The 21733-nt window shown below is 63.9% G+C and carries 18 protein-coding genes; 7 read left to right on the top strand and 11 right to left on the bottom strand.

Annotation, left to right across the window (positions count from 1 at the left end; translation table 11 throughout):
• Both AC1DWA_RS14030 and AC1DWA_RS14025 read left to right on the top strand, forming a co-directional pair.
• A partial coding sequence (locus AC1DWA_RS14030) for a nitrilase-related carbon-nitrogen hydrolase (RefSeq protein ID WP_477916725.1) occupies positions 1 to 702 on the top strand: 702 nt, incomplete at its 5' end.
• Positions 699 to 1724 (top strand): agmatine deiminase family protein, encoded by a 1026-nt coding sequence (locus AC1DWA_RS14025; RefSeq protein ID WP_019744743.1) that lies wholly within the window; start codon positions 699 to 701, stop codon positions 1722 to 1724. The genes AC1DWA_RS14030 and AC1DWA_RS14025, both read left to right, overlap by 4 nt.
• A gap of 11 nt (positions 1725 to 1735) precedes the next feature.
• Here AC1DWA_RS14025 and AC1DWA_RS14020 read toward each other — a convergent pair whose 3' ends face one another.
• Genes AC1DWA_RS14020 through AC1DWA_RS14010 form a run of 3 tightly spaced genes read right to left on the bottom strand, consistent with a single transcriptional unit; the run spans position 1736 to position 5530 of the window.
• Positions 1736 to 3673: a vWA domain-containing protein gene (locus tag AC1DWA_RS14020; protein ID WP_477846268.1), complete on the bottom strand. Its 1938-nt coding sequence runs from the start codon at positions 3671 to 3673 to the stop codon at positions 1736 to 1738.
• 9 nt (positions 3674 to 3682) lie between these two features.
• A complete protein-coding gene (locus tag AC1DWA_RS14015) occupies positions 3683 to 5059 on the bottom strand; it encodes an ATP-binding protein (RefSeq protein WP_020908640.1) in 1377 nt (458 codons plus the stop codon).
• A gap of 54 nt (positions 5060 to 5113) precedes the next feature.
• Positions 5114 to 5530, bottom strand: coding sequence for a VOC family protein (locus tag AC1DWA_RS14010; protein WP_019744746.1), 417 nt, complete (start codon positions 5528 to 5530; stop codon positions 5114 to 5116).
• Positions 5531 to 5615: 85 nt separating this feature from the next.
• Between AC1DWA_RS14010 and AC1DWA_RS14005 the strand changes: the two genes are divergently transcribed.
• The 3 genes from AC1DWA_RS14005 (at position 5616) to AC1DWA_RS13995 (ending at position 7857) form a co-directional block, all read left to right on the top strand.
• Positions 5616 to 6188, top strand: a complete 573-nt coding sequence (locus AC1DWA_RS14005; protein WP_097387063.1) for a DUF4126 domain-containing protein — start codon at positions 5616 to 5618, stop codon at positions 6186 to 6188.
• Positions 6189 to 6215: 27 nt separating this feature from the next.
• Complete coding sequence (locus AC1DWA_RS14000) at positions 6216 to 7184, top strand: alpha/beta hydrolase family protein (RefSeq protein WP_020908642.1); 969 nt, start codon at positions 6216 to 6218, stop codon at positions 7182 to 7184.
• Positions 7185 to 7635: 451 nt separating this feature from the next.
• Positions 7636 to 7857: a hypothetical protein gene (locus tag AC1DWA_RS13995; protein WP_003946391.1), complete on the top strand. Its 222-nt coding sequence runs from the start codon at positions 7636 to 7638 to the stop codon at positions 7855 to 7857.
• 78 nt (positions 7858 to 7935) lie between these two features.
• Here the strand turns inward: AC1DWA_RS13995 and purH are convergent, their stop codons facing one another.
• From purH to AC1DWA_RS13975, 4 genes are all read right to left on the bottom strand, one after another.
• Positions 7936 to 9495, bottom strand: coding sequence for a bifunctional phosphoribosylaminoimidazolecarboxamide formyltransferase/IMP cyclohydrolase (gene purH / locus AC1DWA_RS13990; protein ID WP_003946407.1), 1560 nt, complete (start codon positions 9493 to 9495; stop codon positions 7936 to 7938).
• Entirely contained in the window at positions 9488 to 10207 is a 720-nt protein-coding gene (gene purN / locus AC1DWA_RS13985; RefSeq protein ID WP_019744749.1) for a phosphoribosylglycinamide formyltransferase, read from the bottom strand. The genes purH and purN overlap by 8 nt, the downstream gene beginning before the upstream one ends.
• Positions 10208 to 10213: 6 nt before the next feature.
• On the bottom strand, positions 10214 to 11758 hold the full coding sequence (locus AC1DWA_RS13980) for a cell division protein PerM (RefSeq protein WP_019744750.1): 1545 nt from the start codon (positions 11756 to 11758) through the stop codon (positions 10214 to 10216).
• Positions 11759 to 11879: 121 nt separating this feature from the next.
• Complete coding sequence (locus tag AC1DWA_RS13975) at positions 11880 to 12932, bottom strand: DUF5336 domain-containing protein (protein ID WP_021332301.1); 1053 nt, start codon at positions 12930 to 12932, stop codon at positions 11880 to 11882.
• 86 nt (positions 12933 to 13018) lie between these two features.
• Between AC1DWA_RS13975 and AC1DWA_RS13970 the strand changes: the two genes are divergently transcribed.
• A complete protein-coding gene (locus AC1DWA_RS13970) occupies positions 13019 to 13654 on the top strand; it encodes an IMPACT family protein (RefSeq protein ID WP_020970355.1) in 636 nt (211 codons plus the stop codon).
• Between the two features lie 42 nt (positions 13655 to 13696).
• On the opposite strand, the gene sucD is transcribed toward AC1DWA_RS13970, so the two are convergent.
• The 3 genes from sucD to AC1DWA_RS13955 form a co-directional block, all read right to left on the bottom strand.
• Positions 13697 to 14599 (bottom strand): succinate--CoA ligase subunit alpha, encoded by a 903-nt coding sequence (gene sucD, locus AC1DWA_RS13965; protein ID WP_003946432.1) that lies wholly within the window; start codon positions 14597 to 14599, stop codon positions 13697 to 13699.
• Positions 14600 to 14614: 15 nt separating this feature from the next.
• Complete coding sequence (sucC, locus tag AC1DWA_RS13960) at positions 14615 to 15784, bottom strand: ADP-forming succinate--CoA ligase subunit beta (protein WP_019744753.1); 1170 nt, start codon at positions 15782 to 15784, stop codon at positions 14615 to 14617.
• A gap of 179 nt (positions 15785 to 15963) precedes the next feature.
• Positions 15964 to 17805: a hypothetical protein gene (locus tag AC1DWA_RS13955; RefSeq protein ID WP_477916723.1), complete on the bottom strand. Its 1842-nt coding sequence runs from the start codon at positions 17803 to 17805 to the stop codon at positions 15964 to 15966.
• A 232-nt stretch (positions 17806 to 18037) separates the two neighbouring features.
• On the opposite strand from AC1DWA_RS13955, the gene AC1DWA_RS13950 reads away from it, so the two are divergent.
• Complete coding sequence (locus tag AC1DWA_RS13950; RefSeq protein WP_020970357.1) at positions 18038 to 19060, top strand: M23 family metallopeptidase; 1023 nt, start codon at positions 18038 to 18040, stop codon at positions 19058 to 19060.
• Between the two features lie 78 nt (positions 19061 to 19138).
• Here the strand turns inward: AC1DWA_RS13950 and pcrA are convergent, their stop codons facing one another.
• Complete coding sequence (pcrA, locus tag AC1DWA_RS13945; protein ID WP_020908650.1) at positions 19139 to 21631, bottom strand: DNA helicase PcrA; 2493 nt, start codon at positions 21629 to 21631, stop codon at positions 19139 to 19141.
• Positions 21632 to 21733 lie beyond the last annotated feature (102 nt).

Genomic DNA, 21733 nt, shown 5'->3' with positions numbered 1-21733 from the left:
GCGGAAGACCTGCTCACCGGACCCACTCTCGCCTTCGCCGCCAAAGCCGCCGCCGCGAACCAGGTCCTCGTCCACGCATCGCTGTACGAGCGCAGTGAGGCCGAGCACGGACTGGGATTCAACACCGCGATCCTCGTCTCGCCCGAAGGTGAGCTTCTCGCCAGAACCCGCAAGCTCCACATTCCGGTGACGGCCGGATACTACGAGGACACGTACTTCCGCGGCGGTCCGGCGCAGGACGCATACCCCGTCCACGAGGCACTCGGCGCGAAGTTCGGCCTCCCGACATGCTGGGACGAGTGGTTCCCGGAGGTCGCACGTGCATACTCCCTCGCCGGCGCCCAGGTTCTGGTGTACCCGACGGCGATCGGCTCCGAGCCCGATCACCCGAACTTCGACACCCAACCGCTGTGGCAGCAGGTGATCGTCGGAAACGGTATCGCCAACGGCACCTTCATGGTTGTTCCCAATCGCCACGGCAGTGAAGGTCTCATCACCTTCTACGGTTCTTCCTTCATCTCGGATCCGTACGGACGCATCCTCGTTCAGGCTCCCCGCGACGAATCAGCAGTGCTGGTCGCCGATCTCGATCTTCGGCAACGTGAAGACTGGCTTGCACTGTTCCCGTTCCTGGCCACTCGCCGACCCGACACCTACTCGGCTCTGACCGCACCGGTGAACACTGTGGGAGCCAACCGATGACCTGGCGAATGCCCGCGGAAAGTGAACCGCACGAACGCACTTGGATGGCGTACCCCAGCGCCGGATACTCCCTCGGCGACACCGCCGAGGAACAGCACGAAGCGCGCTCGACGTGGGCGGCCGTCGCCCACGCCGTCGCCGAATTCGAGCCGGTCACCGTCGTCGTCGATCCCGCCGAAGTCGAAGAAGCACGAAAGTATCTGTCCGAGAAGGTCGACATCGTCGAGGCACCTCTCAACGACGCGTGGATGCGCGACATCGGGCCGACGTTCGTCCTGTCCGACGAAGGCCGTCTCGGCGGAGTCGACTGGGTGTTCAACGGCTGGGGCGCACAGGGGTGGGCGCAGTGGGACAAGGACTCGAAGATCGGCGCATTTGTCGTCGAACAATCCGGTGCCCAGTTGATCGACTCACCAATCATCAACGAGGGCGGCGGTATTCAGGTCGACGGTCTCGGCACCGTCTTGGTCACCGAAACCGTCCAACTCGATCCGGGGCGCAATCCCGACCTGACGAAGGCCGACATCGAGGCCGAACTCGCCCGCACCATCGGCGCCAAGCACGTGATCTGGCTTCCCCGCGGGTTGACTCGCGATCAGGAGACCTACGGAACGCGCGGACACGTCGACATCGTCGCTGCCATCTCTTCACCCGGAGTGGTACTCGTCCATGACCAACGCAATCCGGTGCACCCCGACTACGCCGTCAGCAAGACGATCATCGAGTTGTTCGAAAGCTCGACGGACGTCGGCGGCCGGCCGTGGAAGGTCATTCGGGTGCCTGCACCCGAAATCCTGCGCGACGACGAGGGATTCGTCGACTACAGCTACATCAACCATCTCGTGGTCAACCGTGGAGTGATCGCCTGCAGCTTCGACGATCCGGCCGACGCCGAAGCGGCCCGGATCCTGTCAGCCGCTTACCCCGGACGCACTGTCGTCACCGTCGACGCCAGACCGCTGTTCGAACGTGGCGGCGGCATCCACTGCATCACCCAGCACCAGCCCGCTGAACAAGACTGACGGCGGCAGAATTAACGGCGACCTCGCATGTAGTCACTCACGACGGCTGCGCCGAGGCCGTCCAGGTCCGGCGCGATGACGCGTCCACCCACCCGGTGCGCCATCCGGTCGACCACCCTGGCCAGACCTGGATCCTCACCGAGACGGAAGAACGTGACCTTGGCGCCCAGCCTGGCCACGGCGTCGAGTGCTCGAACCGTCAAACCGAGGGTTCGCGCACTCGGCGGGTAGTCGAACCTGGCTTCTCCGTCCGCTTCGAGATGAGCCGTCGGCTCACCGTCGGTGACGATCAACACCACCGGCTGCGCATTGGAATGGCGTCGAAGGTGTCTGGCCGCCAACAACAGTGCGTGGTGCAGGTTGGTTCCCTGGTCCCACGCGCCGTCCAAACCGGCGAGCTCCGACGGGCTCAGTACGTGCGCGTGGCGTCCGAAGGCGATCAACTGCAGCTCGTCGCTGCGAAACCGCGTGCTCACCAGATGATTGAGTGCCAGAGCGGTGCGCTTCATCGGCACCCACCGATCCTCCATCACCATCGAGAACGACGTGTCCACCAACAGAGCCACCGCAGCCTGACTACGCTGTTCGGTTTCGGCCACCTCGACATCGACGATGCTCAGCCGCACCGGCATTCGGCCAGGGTCACGTAGGACGGCGTTGGTGATGGTTCTCGTGACGTCCCACGGTTCGGTGTCCCCGAACTCCCATTCGCGGGAAGCTCCGGTCGGTTCGCCCATCGCACCTGCCCGACGCGTATCGCGTTGACCGGTTCGCGACGACAGTTGCCCGGCGACGTCACGCAGAGCGGTCTGTCCGAGCTGTCGCATGGCTTTGGGCGACAAGCGCCATTGACCGTCTGGTGCGCGATCGAAGAAACCCTGTTCCTGCAAAGCCTTTTCGAGATCGGCCAGGGTGCGAGCATCAGCGGCCGCTTCGTCGCCGAGTTGCCGCGCGAGTAGCTCGGGGTCGATGTCGTCGAGCGCTGCGCCTGCATACTGCTGCGACAGTTGATCTGCCAGCGATTCCAGCTCGGCGATTTCCTGCAGGGCACCGGTCCCCTCACCCAACCCCATTCCGTTGTCGCCGCGGAACTGTTGCGAACCTTCCCAGTCCTCACCCGGCCGAGCCGCCTGAAGGAACTGGTCGAGTTGACTCAGCTCACTCATCAGACTCGGATCACCGAACGCCTGCTGCGCCAACGCATCCAACTCGTCACGCTGCTCCTGCGAGAGCGAGTTACGCAATCGTTGTGCGGCCGCCGCGCGCTGCGCCAACGAATCCAGAAGTTCGTCGACGTTGCGCGGGTTGTCCGGGAAATACTGCCCGTGCTTGTCCATGAACTCCGCAAACTGCTCCGGAGTGTCGACGCCCCGAGAGTGCGCCTCGAGCAGTTGATTCAGATCTGCCAGCATCTGGCGAATCTGCTCACGATCCTCGTCGGTAGCGCCCTCGAGTGCCTGCTTCATTCCCGAGAAGCGTTGATCGAGGACCTCACGTCCGAGCAGATCACGAATCTTCTCGTAATCCGCGCGAGCCTGTTCGCTGCGCCAGTTGTAGTCGGCCAGATCTTGCACGGCCTGAGCTGTGGACGGTGGCAACTCCTCGATCCGCATTTCGTTGAATCGTGCGTCGTCGTCGAGAGCACGTGCCAGTTCTTTGCGCTCTTCGAGCACCGCCTTGTCGAGAAGCTTACGAACCTCGTCGAGCGTTCCGTCGAGATTGTTGCGGCGTAGCAGCTCACGTCGACGCCGGTTCGCCTGGGCAGCAAGGTCGTCGAGCCCGCGCATGTCTCGGTTTCCGCGGCGCAGGAGTTCCCGGAGGGCATGGCGCGGCGACGTGCCTGACAACACGTCGTCGCCGATTGCTGCCAAGGCATCGCGCAGATCTACCGGAGGCGCCAGCGGATCGGGACCACCGTCGTACGGCCCGTACCGCGGATTGTGGATCATCACTGCCCCTTACGAATACACCGAGCGGCCGCCCGGGCCTTGATCTTTGGAGATCCGGCGCGCGAGGTAAAGCCCTTCGAGGGCAAGTTCGGCACCGGCGGCACGCTCGCCGTCGGATTGCGCGCCGAGGCGTTCGGCTACTTCGTCCAGGACCTCGAGGTCCGGAAGCTCGTCGAGAAACGCCTTGGCCGTGACAGATTCACCGGTGACGATCGTATTGCCCGTCTCCACAGCAGCAACCAACATCCCGAGGTCGATTCCGCCGAGTCGTACCCGAACCGTATCGGCGGTCGCGCGACGCAGCAGGTGCTCGAGCACCTCCAGTTCCCGTCCCTCTTCACCGGATTCGAACTCGACCTTGCCGCGAAGAACCTCGACCACGGACTCGAGATCGACGGGCCGTGCAACAGGATCGGCCTCGCCGAGCACCGCCGCGCGTCGTACCGCCGCTGCACTGACGGTTTCCGCGCCGGCGACGGCAAATCGTGCCGACACACCCGATCGCTGATCCACCGAGGTGGATTCGCGTAGCAAGCGCGTGAACCTGGCAAGAATTTCGAGAAGGTAGTCAGGCACCTCCGCGGCCAGGTGCGCCTCCTGCTCGATCACCGCGATCTCGCCCGCCAACTCGACGGGGTAGTGAGTGCGGATCTCGGCGCCGAAGCGGTCCTTGAGCGGTGTGATGATGCGCCCGCGGTTGGTGTAGTCCTCAGGGTTCGCGCTCGCGACCAGAAGGACGTCCAACGGAAGCCGAAGCGTGTACCCGCGGACCTGGATGTCCCGCTCTTCCATCACGTTGAGCAAGGAGACCTGGATGCGCTCGGCGAGGTCGGGAAGCTCGTTGATGGCCACGATTCCGCGATGCGCGCGGGGCACGAGACCGAAGTGAATGGTCTCCGGATCGCCGAGGCTCCTACCCTCGGCCACCTTGACCGGGTCGACATCGCCGATCAGGTCGGCGACCGAGGTGTCCGGCGTTGCCAGTTTCTCGGAGTACCGCTCGCTGCGGTGTCGCCAGGCGATCGGGAGGTCGTCACCCAGTTCCTTGGCTCGACGTATCGAAGCCGGTGTGATCGGCTCGTACGGGTGCTCCCCCAGTTCCGAGCCTTCGATGACGGGAGTCCACTCGTCGAGCAGGAGCCCGAGAGTGCGAAGCAACCTCGTCTTTCCTTGACCTCGTTCGCCGAGCAGAACCACGTCGTGGCCGGCGATCAGCGCCCGCTCGAGTTGCGGGGCGACCGTGTCCTCGAACCCGACTATCCCGGGCCAGGGGTCACGGCCGTCCCGCAACGCGGCGAGAAGGTTCTCTCGTAGTTCTTCCTTGACACTTCGCTGTACGTGTCCGGAGGCGCGTAGCTCTCCGAGGGTTTTTGCGACAGTCACCACTCCACGCTACGAGTGTTTGCGGGGTTTCGCCTCTCGCCGAGGAAGTTCGGTCGCTCAGCCCTCGATGTTCTCGGGATTCATCCAGATGATTTCCCAGATGTGGCCATCGGGATCCTGGAAGCTGCGGCTGTACATGAAGCCGTGATCCTGCGTCGCGTTTCCTTCGGAACCGCCGGTCGCGAGCGCCTTGTCGACGAGGGTGTCGACGGCCTCACGGGTCTCGGCCGAGAGACCGAGCAGCGCTTCCGTCGACGTCGAGGTGTCGGCAATGCCCTTGGTGGTGAAGGTCTTGAAGAAGGGCTCGGCCAACAGCATCACGACGATGGTGTCACTGATGACCATCGACGACGCATTCTCGTCGGAGAACTGCGTGTTCTTGGAGTATCCGAGGCCCTCGTAGAAGGTGGTGGCCTTGCCGAGGTCCTTGACGGGCAGGTTGAGGAAGAACATCGGCTGCGGGTTTGTCGCCATGAAAGGTCCTTTCCGAGACTTTGCTGTGCGCCTTTATTAACCGCCGGCGGTTAATAAAGGCGCACAGTAGACCTAAACTCCACCCATGGATACCTGGGTGTTGCCCGCCATGCTCGGTCTCGGACTCGCCGCAGCGTCCGGAATGCGAACCTTCCTGCCGCTGCTGATGCTCAGCGCTGCCGTCCACTTCGAACTGTTCGGGATCACCGTCGGCGAGTCGATGCGGTGGATCGGATCCACCGGCGCGCTGGCGGCATTGGCAATAGCCGCGGTGGTCGAACTGGGTGCCGACCTCATTCCCTTCGTGGACAACGCACTCTCGGTGATCGGGAACGTCACCGGGCCCATCGCCGGAGTGATCGCGGCCTGGGCGGCCTTCAGCCATCTCGACCCTGCGATGGCCGCGTTGGCGGGCATCATCGTCGGAGCGCCGACGGCGCTGACGTTCAGCGCCGCCCAGACCGGCACTCGCGCGGTCAGTACGGCCACTACCGGTGGACTGGCGAATCCCGTCGTCTCCGTCATCGAGGATGTGCTGACTTTCTTCACCTCGTTGATCGCGATGATCTTGCCGCTCCTGATCATTCCGCTGCTCGCCGCACTCTTGTGGTTCAGTTGGCGCGGATGGCGACGTGTCCGGAGTCTGCGCACCGCCTGAATCTGTGGACCTGGTAGACAAGTCGTCATGTCCGACACCGAGATCTCGTTCCAATCCGGCGACGTCACCCTGTACGGGAGTCTTCGCCTGGCAGCCTCACCCGACTCCCCGGCGCCGGCCGCGCTGATTCTGGCCGGCAGCGGCCCCACCGACCGAAACGGCGACAGCGCACTCCTCGAAGGCGACATCGGAACTCTGCGGTTCATCGCGGATCTTCTTGAAAATCAAGGCATTTCAAGCCTGCGTTACGACAAGCTCGGCAGCGGCGAAACCGCCCTCGGCGACTACGAGATCGAGGACATCGCCGATCTCGGCTTCAACACATTCGTCGACGCCGCCTCCGACGGACTTGACTACCTCGCCGGACAACCCGGCGTCGATCCCGAGCGACTGTTCGTCGTCGGACACAGCGACGGCGCCGTCGTCGCGCTGGCACTTGCCACGGCGAAAGAGGGCACAAGAGTCAGCGCCCTCGCACTGCTCGAGCCACTGAGCGTCAGGCTTCTCGATCTACTCACGACGCAGATTCACCGCCAGCTCGACGCCGTCGTCGGCGCCGGACAGTTGCCGGTCGAACTGGCTGACGAACTGCGCGTAGCGCTCGCCGACGCCGTCGAGTCTCTTCGGACCGAGGGCACGGTTCCGGATGATCTACCCGAACCGCTGCAGAACGCGGGACTCGTTCACGCCAATGCCAAGGCACTCGCCGAGGAAGACGCACTGGACCCGGTTGCGCTCGTAACGGCGCTGCCGGCAGGCATGCCCGTTCTCACCAGCTGCTCGGACAAGGACATCCAAGTAATTCCCTCCGACGTCGCGGCACTCGACGCCGCGCTCTCACATACCGCGCTGACTTCAGTGCGGATGCGCAACGCCAACTTCGTGCTCAAGGACATCGGCGAAGAACAGTCCACCGGGGCCGACTACGTCGCTCCGCTTCCGTACTCGGCAGAGTTCGCGGAGCCCTTCACAGCGTGGGTCCGCTCGTTCTCCTGATCACGTACAGACCGAACGTCCTCTTTTCCGGGTAGAAAGTTCCCTCCGCGAACCATCGCGGAGGGACTTCTGCTTTCTACGCCTGACCTGCAACAAAGGCTCTCTCAATCCAGCGAACCCGGGGACAGAAGTCACCCGGAGTTTACGTTCGCGGCGCTTTTTATTGGTGCGAACCCTCGATCCGTGCTGTACGGTCATCCATTAACCAGCAACGCCACACAGAAAGGAACGGACGTCATGTCGCTACACCCGAACTTTGCATCCGTACCTGCGTGGCGCAGCTGCACCGCAGGCAAGCACATTTTTTCGGCCGCAATGTCGGCCAAGCACATGGGCAACAAGCGCGGTGTACCCCGAGAATGATCCCCAGTTTCACCGGATTCGTTCTCGGGCACCCAGGGCAAACGCCTCGGGTGCCTTTTCTTTTACCTTTCACACGCAGGAGCACCAGATGAAACTTCGAGTCAACCAACTGTCCATCGCGCCGCCGTATGTCGATCTGCCCGGTGACCTCACCGGATACGCCGTCACCCTGGATCTTTCGCACTCCGATGCTGCCCACGAAGCCACCCTCGGCGCACTGATCAGCGAGATCCGCAGTCGCGGAGCCTCACGCGTGGTCATCACCGGCTCACCCCGCGAACTCCAGGGCACCCACAGCAGCGCAGCCTGAAAGAACCGGGCCGGCCTGAAAGCAGAACGGGCCCCGAACTCCCGTTGAGGAGTCGAGGCCCGCTACCGAAGCAGAAAGTCAGTGCGCGAAGTGGCGCGCACCGGTCAGATAAAGAGTGACACCGGCTTCCTTGGCCGCGGCAATCACCTCGTTGTCGCGAACCGAACCACCCGGCTGCACAACAGCCTTGACGCCGGCGTTGAGAAGAACCTGCAGACCGTCGGGGAACGGGAAGAACGCGTCCGAGGCCGCAACCGACCCTACGACGCGGTCACCGGCTCGCTGAACAGCAAGATGCGCTGCATCGACGCGGTTGACCTGGCCCATACCGACGCCGACGGACGCGCCGCCGGAGGCCAGCAGGATCGCGTTTGACTTCACCGATCGGCTGGCACGCCAAGCAAATTCGAGGTCAGCGAGAGTCTCGGCATCTGCAGCCTCACCGTTGGCGAGAGTCCAGTTGGCCGGGTTGTCGCCGTCAGCGTCCAGAACGTCGCGCTGCTGGAGCAAGGTACCGCCAGAGATCGGACGCAGTTCGATTCCGGTAGCGGTCGGAGCGGCAGCCTTCAGAACACGAATGTTCTTCTTACGCTGCAGAACCTCGACAGCCCCGTCTTCGTACGAGGGCGCGATGACAACCTCGGTGAAGATATCGGCGATCTGCTCTGCCAGTTCGACGGTGACCTCACGGTTGGCTGCGATGACACCACCGAAAGCACTGACCGGATCACAAGCATGCGCCTTGCGGTGGGCGTCGGCAATGTCGGTGCCGATGGCGATGCCACACGGGTTGGCGTGCTTGATGATTGCGACGGCCGGATCAGTGAAGTCGTAAGCTGCACGCCACGCTGCGTCGGAGTCCGTGTAGTTGTTGTACGACATCTCCTTGCCGTGCAACTGCTCTGCTTGAGCCAAACCTGCAGGCGCAGCCGGGTTTTCGTACAGCGCGGCATCCTGGTGCGGGTTCTCGCCGTAGCGAAGGACAGCGCTGCGGTTCCAGGTAGCACCGACCCAGGCGGGGAACAGCGAACCGTCCTCGTCAGCTGCGATCGTGCTCGTCATCCAGCTTGCAACAGCGACGTCGTACGACGCAGTGTGCTGGAACGCCTGCGCCGCAAGCACAGTGCGCTCACGCAAGGTGAATCCGCCACCGGCAACGGCAGTCAGGACATCGGCGTAACGAGCCGGATCGACCACGACGGCAACCGACGGATGGTTCTTGGCTGCAGCACGCACCATCGACGGGCCACCGATGTCGATCTGCTCGACGCACTCGTCCGGGCTAGCGCCCGAGGCAACCGTCTCGGTGAAGGGGTACAGGTTCACGACGACCAATTCGAAGGTCGCGATGCCGAGTTCCTCGAGCTGAGCGAGGTGATCCGGCTTGCGGGTATCGGCGAGAACGCCGGCATGGACGCGCGGATGCAGCGTCTTCACGCGGCCTTCGAGGCATTCCGGGAATCCGGTCAGAGCCTCGACCGGCGTCACGGGGATTCCGGCGTCGGCAATCTTCGACGCGGTCGAACCGGTCGAGACCAACTCGACACCGGCCTCGTGCAGGCCCGTGGCCAGCTCGATCAGACCACTCTTGTCGTAGACGCTGACAAGTGCACGGCGCACAGCCTTGCGTTCACTCACTGGGGATCACGGCCTTTCGTCCATCGGAAACCACTCCGCGCGTAGCAACAGCGGCGATGACGTCCGCCAACAACCGTCGCTCCACAATTTTGATGCGTTCATGCAACGAAGACTCGGTGTCGTCGTCATGCACCGGCACAGCTTCCTGCGCCAAGATCGGCCCGGTATCAACTCCGCCGTCGACGAGATGCACCGTGGAACCGGTGACCTTCACGCCGTACGCCAGAGCGTCGGGAACCGCGTGCGCGCCGGGAAAGGCAGGCAGCAACGCGGGATGAGTGTTGATGATTCGGCCGCCGAAACGCGCGAGAAAGCTGGGGCCGAGGATTTTCATGAAGCCTGCACTGACCACGAGATCGGGTTCGTGCTCGGCCACCGCTGCTGTCAGCGCCTCGTCCCAGGCGGCACGATTTTCATAAGTCTTGATCGAGACCTTGAAGGACGGGATCTTCGAATCCGCAGCGTGCTCGGCGGCGAGGCAGTCACGATCTACCCCGACGGCAACGATCTCGGCCGGGTATCCCTCGGCGTGCGAAGCCTCGATCAGCGAAGTCAGCAGGGTTCCCGCGCCGGAAGCGAGTACGACTACCCGCGCGATCGAGTCGCGAAATTGGACCCCGTCGGGCATTGTCGGCTGCGGATTGTCGGCCGAGGCAGTCAGCGCACTACTCCTGAGAACTGGAAGATGATGCGGCCGGAGTATCGGCCGCATGACAGCCTAGTCGCTGGACTTCTGCGGCTTCGAGGGCAGGTCGGTCTCCGGCTCGGCCCCGGCTGCGGAGTCGGCTGTGGGGTCCGCCTCGGGTGCCGCGACAACCTCGGCGTCGACTACTTCGATCTCGACGGTTTCCTCTGTCACTACCTGCACGGGTTCGCCTGATTCCTCGACGATTTCCGCTTCGACGACCTTGGTGACAACGACCGCAGATTCCTGGGCCAGCACTTCGCCCGTGTTCTCGTCGTCCTCGTCTTCCGGTGTGGCCGCGGCCGTGATCGCAAGTTCGGGCTCGACTGTTCGAGCCGGTTCAGCCGTCGGGGGCGCAACCTCGTCCTTCATGTGTCCGCGGTGTGAGAACCACATCGCGAACAGCGCCGAGACCGTTCCGAACAATCCCAGCCACGCAAAGGTCAGAAGACCGAAGCCCCACCACAGGACCTCGACGGTGCCGAACTGCCCGAGGTCTCCCCCGGCAGCAAGAGCGAGCAGCGCCATGACGACGCCGGCACCGGCAGCTGCCGTCAGCACTGCGAGCACACTGTCCTGCCCGGCGATGCGTCGAGCGCAATCACGGCCGAGCATCATGCCCACCGCTGCCGGAACGATCAACAACACGGGCCAGATTCCACCGGCGACGCCTTCCGGAATCGCTCCGAGAAGGGGCAAGGGTGGCAGGTCACCGCCGATGTTGCCGAACACGCTGATGGAGACATTGCCGAAATCGGCCGTCGATCCCGTCATCACCGCGGCTGCGCCGACCACGAGGTTCGGCAGATAGAGCAGCGACAACACCGTTAATCCCAGTACGCCGACAAACCCGTTGCCGCGCGCGAGTAGGTCACCGACCGTCGACCACGACACGAGTAGTGACACCACGACGGCCACGGCGCCCGCAGCCAACAGCGCTGCCGACGCAGCCGTTGCCGGTCGAAGAGCGGCAGATGCCCACGGCGGAATCTCGGCGACGACCCGATCCCAGTGCGCAGCAGCAACACCGACGGACGCGGCGATCAGGTGAATCCCGGCGACCCAGCCGAAAGCAGCCAACGTGTTGGGGCTAGACAGCGGAATGGCTGCGGAGGCGTCGGCAACCACGGCGAGAGCGATTGCCGTGATAGTCAACGGTCCGGCTACCGCGGCCCCCACCAGGCGGAGGGTGTCGTCACGGGAGTCGGTGTGCACCGCAGTCGACGCGCATCGGCGTGCAACCACCCACATCATGACGGCCGTCGGAAGCAAAGGCAGTACACCGAGTTGGACGCCGCTGATAGTCGCCGGCACCTGGTGGATGACCAACCATGTGGTGGCAATGGCGCCGAAAGTTCCGGTCAGGTCGCTGCTCGCCGATACCAAGGTGACCACAACGACAGCCGCGATCAGCAGCATCGTCAGACCCGACGGCCGGAAGGCGACCGTCAGCAGCTTGCGCGCCAGGTCCGGGTTCGGTGCCGGGCGACCGCCGCCGACGCGGCCGCCGCCAGTACGACCACGTCCGGGTCGTGAGGACGCGGGACGGGACCGGGTGCCATCAATCAAAGAACTCATCCCCTCGAGGGTTTCACTCGATAGTGCGCCGCGCACTCAGGCGCGCCGTCGGGCTCACGGAATGTGGCCTCCACCCGCAGCGGGTCGGAGGCCACATTCATGTTCGTGAAACGAAGTAGTACTACTGCTGACGCTCGTCGGGGTTCTGCGAGCCGAAGACCTTGGTCTCGGCCGCGGAATCGCTGCTGCCCTGGTCAGGCTCAGCAGACGGCGTCGGCGCTTCGAAAGTGGGCGGCTCGAAGCCCGTCGGCTGCTCGGTCGAGCCAGTCTGCTGCTGGTTGTACGGCTGGCCGTAACCGCGCGGAGCGGTGAACTGATCCGACGAGTAACTCGGGTTCGGCTGACTCGCGGGCTGCGAGGTCAGCGGATAGTAAGACGACGTCGTCGCGGCCGAGTCGGTCTGTGCGGGATTCTGCACCGGGTTCTGACCGTAGGGAGACGCAGTCTGGCCGTAAGGCGGCTGCGAAGCAGTCGGGTCGGCGGGGGCGGCGTGCGCTCCCCCGTATCCCTGCTGCTGCGCCTGCCCGTACTGCGGATTCTGCTGGTACTGGCCCGGCTGCTGAGCCTGCTGCGGCTGGCCGTACTGAGCCTGTCCATATCCCTGTGGCTGACCTGGCGCCTGCCCCGGCGCCTGGCCCTGGGGCTGGCCATAGCCCTGCGGCTGACCGTACTGCTGAGCTACCGGACGCGGCGCGGGAGCCTTCAGGATTCCGATCTCGAACAACAACGCGGCGACTGCGACGACCGTCTGCACGAACGAGAGGATCAGCACGATGATCAGACCCCAACCGAGGCTGATGTCGACGTAGTCGCTGGTACCTACGGAGAACGCGGCGAACACCAAAGCGAAGAAACCCGTGAGGGTGAGCGCTGCGGCAATACCTGCATACGACTGCTTCGGGAGGAGCGATACGCCTGCGACCACACCGCCGGCGAAAACGAATCCGAGGCCGTAGATGCTCGACTCGAAGAAGCTCGAACTGGTGTCCAGACCGCTACCGATGCCGCTGCTGCTTCCACTGATCGACGTGAAAGGCGCAAAACCGAGTAGGAAATTGATCAGGCCGAGTGCCGCGACGGCGATGAGCAGGATGAATCCGAGATTCTTGGTTCCACCGCCCGCTGCCGGCTGATTCGGTGGCCCGAAGCTGGGCCCTTGCGGCGTGAACGTCATGACTTCTCCTCGTAGACGGTCTTCGATGGTTACCAGCGTATGTGTCTCGACTTCGCACGCTAACACCGACAGGAGACAATGGGCAGATGCCCTTCACCCTCGCGCCCGGCGCCGACCATGTCGTCGAAACCGAGGTGAAGCACTCACGATTCATCGCCGCGCTTCGCCGGATCGACGACGCCGAAGCCGCCACGGAGTTCGTCGCGGAGCAGAAGTCGCTGTATCCCGATGCGCGCCATCATTGTTCGGCTTTCGTGATCGGATACGAAGCGAACTCACGCGTCGAGCGTGCACACGACGACGGCGAACCAGGCGGGACAGCTGGGGTGCCGATGCTTCAGGTTCTCAAGTCTCGAGATCTGGTCGATGTGATTGTTGTCGTCACGCGCTACTTCGGCGGAATCAAGCTCGGCGCCGGTGGATTGGTCCGCGCGTATTCGGGAGCCGTCTCGGTTGCTCTCGATTCGGCCGAGCTTGTGGCCAGGGAGAGGAAGATCCTGCGCACTTTGGCGATCCGGCACTCAGAGGCCGGTCGGGTGGAAGCGGAACTGAGAGCGCGGGGCGTCTCGGTGCTCGGAACTACGTACGGATCGAAGGCGGTGATGACGCTCGCCGCCGGTGACGCCGACGATCTCGACTCGATCGTCGCATCCATCACATCCGGTGCCGGGCAGTTGGAACCTGCCGGGTCGATGTGGGTCGATACCACTGTGCGTGGTTAAGGAGTCCGGAGACTCCCTAACCACGCACGGGGGCGAAGCCCCTTACAGGGACTGAAGAATCTCGCGAGCGAGAGCAGCAGTGGCGGACGGCGTCTTGCCGACCTTCACGCCTGCAGCTTCGAGAGCTTCCTGCTTTGCCTGAGCCGTTCCCGAGGAACCGGAGACGATGGCGCCTGCGTGGCCCATGGTCTTGCCTTCGGGAGCGGTGAAGCCAGCCACGTAGCCGACGACCGGCTTGGTGACGTTGGCCTTGATGTAATCGGCTGCACGCTCTTCCGCGTCGCCACCGATTTCACCGATCATCACGATGACCTTGGTCTCGGGATCCTTCTCGAACGCCTCGATGGCGTCGATGTGGGTGGTTCCGATGACCGGGTCGCCGCCGATGCCGATGGCGGTGGAGAAGCCGAAGTCACGGAGTTCGTACATCATCTGGTAGGTCAGGGTGCCCGACTTGGAGACCAGGCCGATGGGGCCGGTGCCTGCAATGTTGGCGGGCGTGATGCCGACGAGGGCCTCACCCGGGGTGATGATGCCGGGGCAGTTCGGTCCGATGATGCGCGTCTTCTTGCCCTTGGACTCGTTGTACGCCCAAGCGTAAGCGGAGTCCTGAACCGGGATGCCCTCGGTGATGACCACGAGGAGCGGGATCTCCGCGTCGATGGCCTCGACGATGGCGTCCTTCGAGAAGGCCGGGGGAACGAATGCGATGGAGACGTCTGCGCCGGTCTCCTTGATTGCCTCTTCGACCGTCGCGAAGACGGGGAGCTCGACAGGGGAACCGTCAGCAGCAACGTGCGAGACCGTGGTGCCGGCCTTGCGAGCGTTGACGCCGCCGACGACCTGGGTGCCGGCCTTGAGCATCAGAGCGGTGTGCTTGGTGCCCTCGCCGCCGGTGATGCCCTGGACGATGACCTTTGAATCCTTGGTGAGGAAGATTGCCATTGTTCTGTGAGTCCCTTACTTCGCTGCGTGAGCGAGTTCGGCGGCCTTGTCGGCGGCCTCGTCCATGGTTGCGACGACCGTGACCAGCGGGTGGTTGGCCTCGGCGAGGATGCGACGACCCTCTTCGACGTTGTTTCCGTCCAGGCGAACGACGAGCGGCTTGTTGGCCTCGTCGCCCAGGGTCTTCAGTGCGCCGACGATGCCGTTGGCAACTGCGTCACACGCGGTGATGCCGCCGAAGACGTTGACGAACACGCTCTTGACCTGTGCGTCGTTCAGGATGACGTCGAGGCCGGCAGCCATGACTGCAGCGGAAGCTCCGCCGCCGATGTCGAGGAAGTTGGCGGGCTTGACGCCACCGTGGTTCTCGCCGGCGTATGCGACGACGTCCAGGGTGGACATGACCAGGCCTGCGCCGTTGCCGATGATTCCGACCTCACCGTCGAGCTTGACGTAGTTGAGGTCGTTTTCCTTGGCCTTGAGCTCGAGGGGATCGGTAGCGTCGCGATCCTCGAATGCCTCGTGGCCGGGCTGACGGAACGCCGCGTTCTCATCGAGGGTGACCTTGCCGTCGAGGGCGAGGATCTGATCGTCAGGCGTGCGAACGAGGGGGTTGACCTCGACGAGGAGTGCGTCCTCGTTGATGAAGACCTCCCACAGCTTCTGGATCGTGACGGCCGCTGCGTCGAGCACCTCTGCGGGCAGCTTTCCTGCCTCGGCGATGCTGCGCGCGAACGCGAGGTCGACGCCCTTGACTGCGTCGACGGGGATCTTGGCGAGAGCGTCGGGGTTCTCCTCGGCGGTGACCTCGATCTCGACGCCACCCTCTACCGAGCACATGGCCAGGTAGGTGCGGTTGGTGCGGTCGAGCAGGAAGGAGATGTAGTACTCCTCGGCAATGTCACTTGCCTCTGCGACCAGCAGCTTCTTGACGACATGGCCCTTGATGTCCAGGCCCAGGATTGCCTCGGCGTTTGCCACTGCGGCATCCACGTCGGGCGAGTACTTGACGCCACCGGCCTTGCCGCGGCCGCCTACCTTGACCTGTGCCTTCACCATCACGGGCTTACCGATTTCTTCGGCAATCTCGCGTGCGCCGGCGACTGTGTCTGTAACACGTCCAGCCGAAGTCGGCACTCCGTGCTTGGCGAAGAGTTCCTTCGCCTGGTATTCGAAGAGATCCATCTGCTCACCGTCTCGTCTGCGTTGTCACCCGCTCGAGGGGTAGGAGCGGGTCTGTTCTGGACTTTAACCAGTTGCCGCGTTCGGTTTGCGCCCGCACTGATGCTATGTGGCCCAAGTCACGCGCAAATGCGCAATGAGGCACGCCTCACCGATCGAGCAAGGTGGCCACACCGAATTTGTCAAGCATCAGTCTCACTGATTCTTGCGCTCGAGAACGCTGCAACGAGAAGCAACACTATGCCCGTGGCCGCTGTGATCGCACCCACCCCCACGGTTGCGTCCGATATGCGCGATGACGTGAGCGGCCACTCACTGACGTACACCAGAGCTGCCACGGCAGATCCGATCAGCAATGCCGCGCCTCGAGCCGGCCGCGCAGACGCTGCGATCACAGCGGCGATCACGACGGTGACGCCGACGAGCAGTTGCCCCCAGACGTCAATTCCCCACGGCCACTCCAGAACTGACGCCGCTGTGTAGGCGTCACCCCGATAGAGGGGAAGCGCGGTCCCGATCAGGACTGCGACTGCGCCGATCCCACCGACGAGAAGCACCAGCCCTCTCGAACCGCCGTCTAACGACGTGTCGACGTCTTCACGTTCTGCGCTTCCCGCCAGCCAGACGAGCAGTCCCGTCGCCGCAGCGAGGAAAGCCGCGCCACAAAGCACGAAGGCGCCGGCACCTAACCCGACGCCTGGTACGTCCGTCGCGATGAYCGCCGACTGCATGACAGCCGCGACGCCCATCACGACGGTGGTCCACAGCACTCCGACGGCCGGACGCACCACGGCGGCGCGGCCCGGGGCAAACAGGCCCAGCGCGGCGAGGAGCAATACGGCAGCCGCGAGCAGGACAACTCGAGACGACAGCATCGACGGCTCCGGGATTCCATCCGGCAACGACAGGACAGGCAAAGCCGAGCCGACGCCCGCAACAGCCGCAGTGATGATTGCGGCGGTACCGGCAACGCGGTGAAGTCTGTTCACCCGCGCTTGCGCCGCCCGGGACTGAGCCACCATCGCTGCCTTGAGCGCACCCTTTGTTGTCTTCGCAGGCGCGCGGACCACACTTTCAGCGGGAATCGCATCCGTTTCACGCCTGGATGCGAGGTAAGGCGCTGAAACTCCGATCACGACGATGACCACGGCGGCCAGTGCCCCGACCACGGATCCCGAACCGACGCCGATCCGATCGCCGGCCGCGAACCCAGCCACCACCCTGGTTCCACTGACTGCGAGTGCGCCGAGGCCGACACCGATCAGGGCGCCGCAGCCCACCGGCAGCGAGATGGACGTCAACGCCGCCGCGACCGCAACGAGCACCACGACGCCCACCAATCCTGTACCGACGGCGGTGGCCGACACCGAGTCGACGAGCGGTTTGACCAGAAAGATCGGATCCTGCGAACTGAAGGAAGGACCGAACAGGGAGAGCACGAACACCACTGCGGCCAGAATCAGCAGCGCTGTCGGCCACGCGCCGATCCGTCCGCCAACCGATCGCCCGTCGAATTCCGCGGCGCGAGCGCTGCCGTATCCGTCCCGTTCCGATTCACGATGGACAGCGACAAGTCCGAGCACCCCGGACAGGACAAGAAGGCAGTGTCCCGCGAGCGCGAGATAAGCGCCCGGACCCGCATCGATCGAACCCGCCGAAATCGGACGGAAAAGGTCCAAGCGGTTTGCATCGATTGCGTCGACGAACAACTGGACGTCGAGAATTGCCGCTCCGAGCGACACCGCTCCGATACCGGCCAGGAGTCCACCGGCCAAGGCGGGCCTGCGGCCCGAGGTGAGCACTGCAACCAACGGCACGATGATCGTGCAGACGGCCGCGAAGAGAGCGGCAGAAGCAAGAGCCCCCGTCGTGTCGACCCCGCGGCCACTCCCGACTCCGACGACGGGGCTGGCCGCCACTCCGACGGCACCGAGCAGTCCGATTACCGCCGCGAGTGGCGCCCCGGACTTCACTCCGGGGTCGTCGAAACGCGCCTGCRACGTAGTTCCAGGTGTTGTGGACACTCGATCGACGGTAGTGCCTGAATGGACCGGTGATCCGGTTGTGACACGCGTGATCACGAAACGAGATGATTCGTCCGTTTTGCCCGTATCGACATATTCCCAGGTCAAGCTGTGAGGCACGTCACATAATCGGACAGGTTTCCGCTACGGCTTGCGCCCATCGCAATCATTTCGTTACCGTCAGTCGGTCTAAGTCACGGGCTGATCACGAACTCGAGGAGAGAACCGGCATATGCATCACCGCAGCCAGTTCACCGCTAGTAGGTTCTCGAACTCAGCTCCAGACGAGGTCACGACCACTTATCCAACGCACTCGGCCAGGCGTTACACCGAGACCAAAAGTTCTGAGATCTCTACCGATATGTTCACTCGAAATTCATCCTCCACGTCGTCAGATTCCGACTCTCACGAGTTCGTCGAGTCCGACGTGATCAGCACCCCCACTTACGCCTCCTCCGCACCGACAGTCGATGTCGAATCTCCGGTTCGCCGCAGCGGTGCTCACCGACTCCCCACCCCTCCCTCTGCTCTCAAGGGCCGCGCCGCCGTTCTGGCAGTTGCAGCCGGCGCAGTTGTCGCCGCGGGCCAGGCAGTTGTCAACGACGGTTCCTCTTCCGCCGCCGACCACTCGGAAGTTGCACTCGCCAACGAGTCCTCCGCGATCGGCACCACCGCAGAACCGCAGGCCGCTCAGTTCGCTCCGGCCACCTCCACGGCAGCCACCACCGAGGCCGACGCTCCCCAGGTCCTCAACGTCGCAGCACCGACCGACCTCTCCCAGTTCAGCAACCTGCTTGCCAAGGGCCAGCGTTTCAGTGACGAGCGCGCAGCACGCGAAGCAGCTGCCCGTCGCCCGCTGTTCGTCCTGCCGGCAGTCGGCACGTTCACGTCCAACTTCGGCACCCGCTGGGGCACCCTGCACGCGGGCGTCGACATCGCCGCCCCGATCGGGACGCCCATCGTCGCAGTCGCCGACGGCAAGGTCATCGATTCAGGTCCGGCTTCCGGATTCGGCATGTGGGTACGCCTACAGCACGCAGACGGAACGATCACCGTCTACGGCCACATCGACACGTCCACCGTCACCGTCGGTCAGCAGGTCATGGCCGGCGACCAGATCGCCACTGTCGGCAACCGCGGCTTCTCCACCGGCCCCCACCTTCACTTCGAGGTTCACCTCGCCGGCGAGAACAAGATCGACCCCCTCCCCTGGCTCGCATCACGCGGCATCAGCCTCGGCATCGAGCAGGACTGACCGCAAGCCCAACGCTTCTGACAAAAACTTCCGGCCCGCACCTTTCCAGGTACGGGCCGGAAGTTTTTTGTCTGTCTTCTACAGCTTGACCATCGGCACACCGCCGATGAGCATCAACCGCACCTTGCCCGCGCTACCGAAGTCGATGGTGACCGTCGCGGTGGGTCCGGTGCCCTTGGTTTCCAACACGGTGCCCAGACCGTACTTGTCGTGACTGACGCGGTCACCCGTGGCAAGGACCAGAACGTTGTTGCGGCCACGCGCGGCACCGAAACTGGGAGTCGACGCAGCCTTGCCGGACCCTCCCCCGTAGTTCTGCCCGCCACCGTATCCCTGGCCGCCCTGGCTGCCGTATCGGCTTCCGCTGCCGTAACCCGGCCTGCCGCTTCCGAATCCACCACCGGTGCCCGGATCCTCACGGCGCCAATTGATCAGGTCCTCCGGGATCTCCTGGATGAACCGCGACGCCGGGTTCTGGATCGGTTGTCCCCAAGCCGAACGCATGATCGCGCGCGTCAGGTACAGGCGCTGCCTGGCACGGGTGATGCCGACGTAAGCGAGTCGACGCTCTTCGGACAGCTCTGCCGGATCACCGAGGGCGCGCATGTGCGGGAACTGCCCGTCCTCCCAACCGGTGACGAAGACGACCGGGAACTCGAGGCCCTTGGCGGTGTGAAGCGTCATCATCGTGACGACGCCGTCGTCGGAGTCCGGCAGTTGATCGGCGTCGGCGACAAGTGATACCCGTTCGAGGAAGGCGGCGAGCGAACCCGGATCGGGTTCGCCTTCACGCATTGCTGCGGTTTCCTCGTCGTCCGGATCGATCAGTCCGGCCGCGTTTCGTGCGTCGGAGCTGAATTCTCTTGCCACGCTGACGAGTTCGTTCAAGTTGTCGAGCCGCGCGCCGTCCTGTGGATCGCTGCTGGCCGCAAGCTCGGCGCGGTAGCCGGTTCGCTCGAGCACCGCCTCGGCGACCTCACCGATGTCACCGAGTTCGAAGGGTTCGTCCTCGTCGGCGGCCGGCGTCGGCAGCAGGGCCCGCAGCCCGTCCATCATCTCGAGGAACGACGCGATGGCCTTCTGTGACCGCGTATTGAGCAGCGCCACTTTGCCTTCCGCGCCGTCGCGCAGTGCGGCGGCGAAGCTGATGTTGCGATGCTCGGAGTGCACGGCGACGCAGGCTTCGGCTCGATCACCGATACCGCGTCGTGGCGTGTTGAGAATGCGTCGCAGGCTCACGGTGTCGTCTTCGTTGGCGAGGACGCGCAGATACGCGACGATGTCCCGAACTTCCTTGCGCTCGTAGAAGCGAACGCCGCCGACCACCTTGTACGGCACTCCGAGTCGAATGAAGATCTCCTCGAGCGCGCGTGAGGAGTTGTTGGTCCGGTAGAACACCGCGATGTCGGCGAACTTGGTCTCGCCCTGGTCCACCAGCCGATCGATCTCCGAGGCGACAAAAGATGCTTCGTCGTGCTCGTTGTCTGCAACGTAGCCGACGATCAGTTCACCTTCACCCGAATCGGTCCACAGACGCTTTTCACGTCGGCCGGTGTTCTTGGAAATCACGGAGTTGGCCGCAGACAGAATGTTCTGCGTCGAACGGTAGTTCTGTTCGAGAAGGATGGTCCGAGCGTCCGGGTAGTCGCGTTCGAACTCTTCGATGTTGCGGATAGTGGCTCCGCGGAATGCGTAGATCGACTGATCGGCGTCACCGACGACGCACAATTCGGCCGGGGCAACGGCATGGTCGGACTCTCCGGCACCGCCGACCAGTTCACGCACCAGCATGTACTGCGCGTGGTTGGTGTCCTGGTACTCGTCGACGAGCACGTGACGGAAGCGGCGGCGGTAGTACTCGGCGATCTGGGGAAACGCCTGGAGAAGCGCAACGGTCTCACCGATGAGATCGTCGAAGTCGAGTGCGTTCGCCGCACGCAACCGCTGTTGGTAATGGCCGTAGACCTTGGCGATCAGTCGCGGCAGTTCGGCCGGATCCTGATCGGCTGCGACAACCGCCTCCTCCGGTCCGACGAGTTCGTTCTTCAGATTGGAGATGTGAGTGGCGAGAAGCCGCGCGGAGAATCGTTTGGTGTCGAGCTCGAGGTCCTTCGAGATCATCGTCAGCAGTCGACGCGAATCGTCGGAATCGTAGATCGAGAAATTCGAGTTCAAACCGGGCAGGAGCGCCGCCTGTGCTCGCAGGATGCGCACGCAACTGGAGTGGAACGTCGATACCCACATGGCGTTGGCACGCGGTCCGACAAGAGCTGCCACACGCTCGCGCATCTCGGCCGCAGCCTTGTTGGTGAACGTGATGGCCAGGATCTGACCGGGGGTGACACCCCGTTCGGCCAGCAGATAGGCGATGCGACGCGTCAGCACTGCCGTCTTGCCCGAGCCGGCGCCCGCGACGATCAGCAACGGCGAACCGGCATGGACCACGGCCTCGCGCTGTTGCGGGTTGAGACCCTCGAGGAGGGCGTCCGAACCCGCGCCATGTCCCCGCGCGCCGCCCCCGTCGTGCTGGGAATGTCCGTCGTGCTCACCGAGTGCTGGGTACGTGTTCATCGCCTGTCCACGCTACCGGCGTCCACCGACACGGTCGTCAGTGCGTCCACCTGCTGGTAGAGGCACTTGGATTACCTGTGTCGAGCATGGCAAACTGGACGC

This window comes from Rhodococcus sp. P4_F3_2 (assembly GCF_056401335.1).
Note: the sequence above shows the minus strand (reverse complement) of the source record. Positions and strands in the feature narration are given on the sequence as shown.

Coding starts and splice junctions, on each gene's coding strand:
- AC1DWA_RS14025 (WP_019744743.1), top strand. CDS start 699: ATGACCTGGCGAATGCCCGCGGAAAGTGAACCGCACGAACGCACTTGG.
- AC1DWA_RS14020 (WP_477846268.1), bottom strand. CDS start 3,673: ATGATCCACAATCCGCGGTACGGGCCGTACGACGGTGGTCCCGATCCG.
- AC1DWA_RS14010 (WP_019744746.1), bottom strand. CDS start 5,530: ATGGCGACAAACCCGCAGCCGATGTTCTTCCTCAACCTGCCCGTCAAG.
- AC1DWA_RS14005 (WP_097387063.1), top strand. CDS start 5,616: ATGGATACCTGGGTGTTGCCCGCCATGCTCGGTCTCGGACTCGCCGCA.
- AC1DWA_RS14000 (WP_020908642.1), top strand. CDS start 6,216: ATGTCCGACACCGAGATCTCGTTCCAATCCGGCGACGTCACCCTGTAC.
- AC1DWA_RS13995 (WP_003946391.1), top strand. CDS start 7,636: ATGAAACTTCGAGTCAACCAACTGTCCATCGCGCCGCCGTATGTCGAT.
- purN (WP_019744749.1), bottom strand. CDS start 10,207: ATGCGGCCGATACTCCGGCCGCATCATCTTCCAGTTCTCAGGAGTAGT.
- AC1DWA_RS13980 (WP_019744750.1), bottom strand. CDS start 11,758: ATGAGTTCTTTGATTGATGGCACCCGGTCCCGTCCCGCGTCCTCACGA.
- AC1DWA_RS13975 (WP_021332301.1), bottom strand. CDS start 12,932: ATGACGTTCACGCCGCAAGGGCCCAGCTTCGGGCCACCGAATCAGCCG.
- AC1DWA_RS13970 (WP_020970355.1), top strand. CDS start 13,019: ATGCCCTTCACCCTCGCGCCCGGCGCCGACCATGTCGTCGAAACCGAG.
- sucD (WP_003946432.1), bottom strand. CDS start 14,599: ATGGCAATCTTCCTCACCAAGGATTCAAAGGTCATCGTCCAGGGCATC.
- sucC (WP_019744753.1), bottom strand. CDS start 15,784: ATGGATCTCTTCGAATACCAGGCGAAGGAACTCTTCGCCAAGCACGGA.
- AC1DWA_RS13950 (WP_020970357.1), top strand. CDS start 18,038: ATGCATCACCGCAGCCAGTTCACCGCTAGTAGGTTCTCGAACTCAGCT.
- pcrA (WP_020908650.1), bottom strand. CDS start 21,631: ATGAACACGTACCCAGCACTCGGTGAGCACGACGGACATTCCCAGCAC.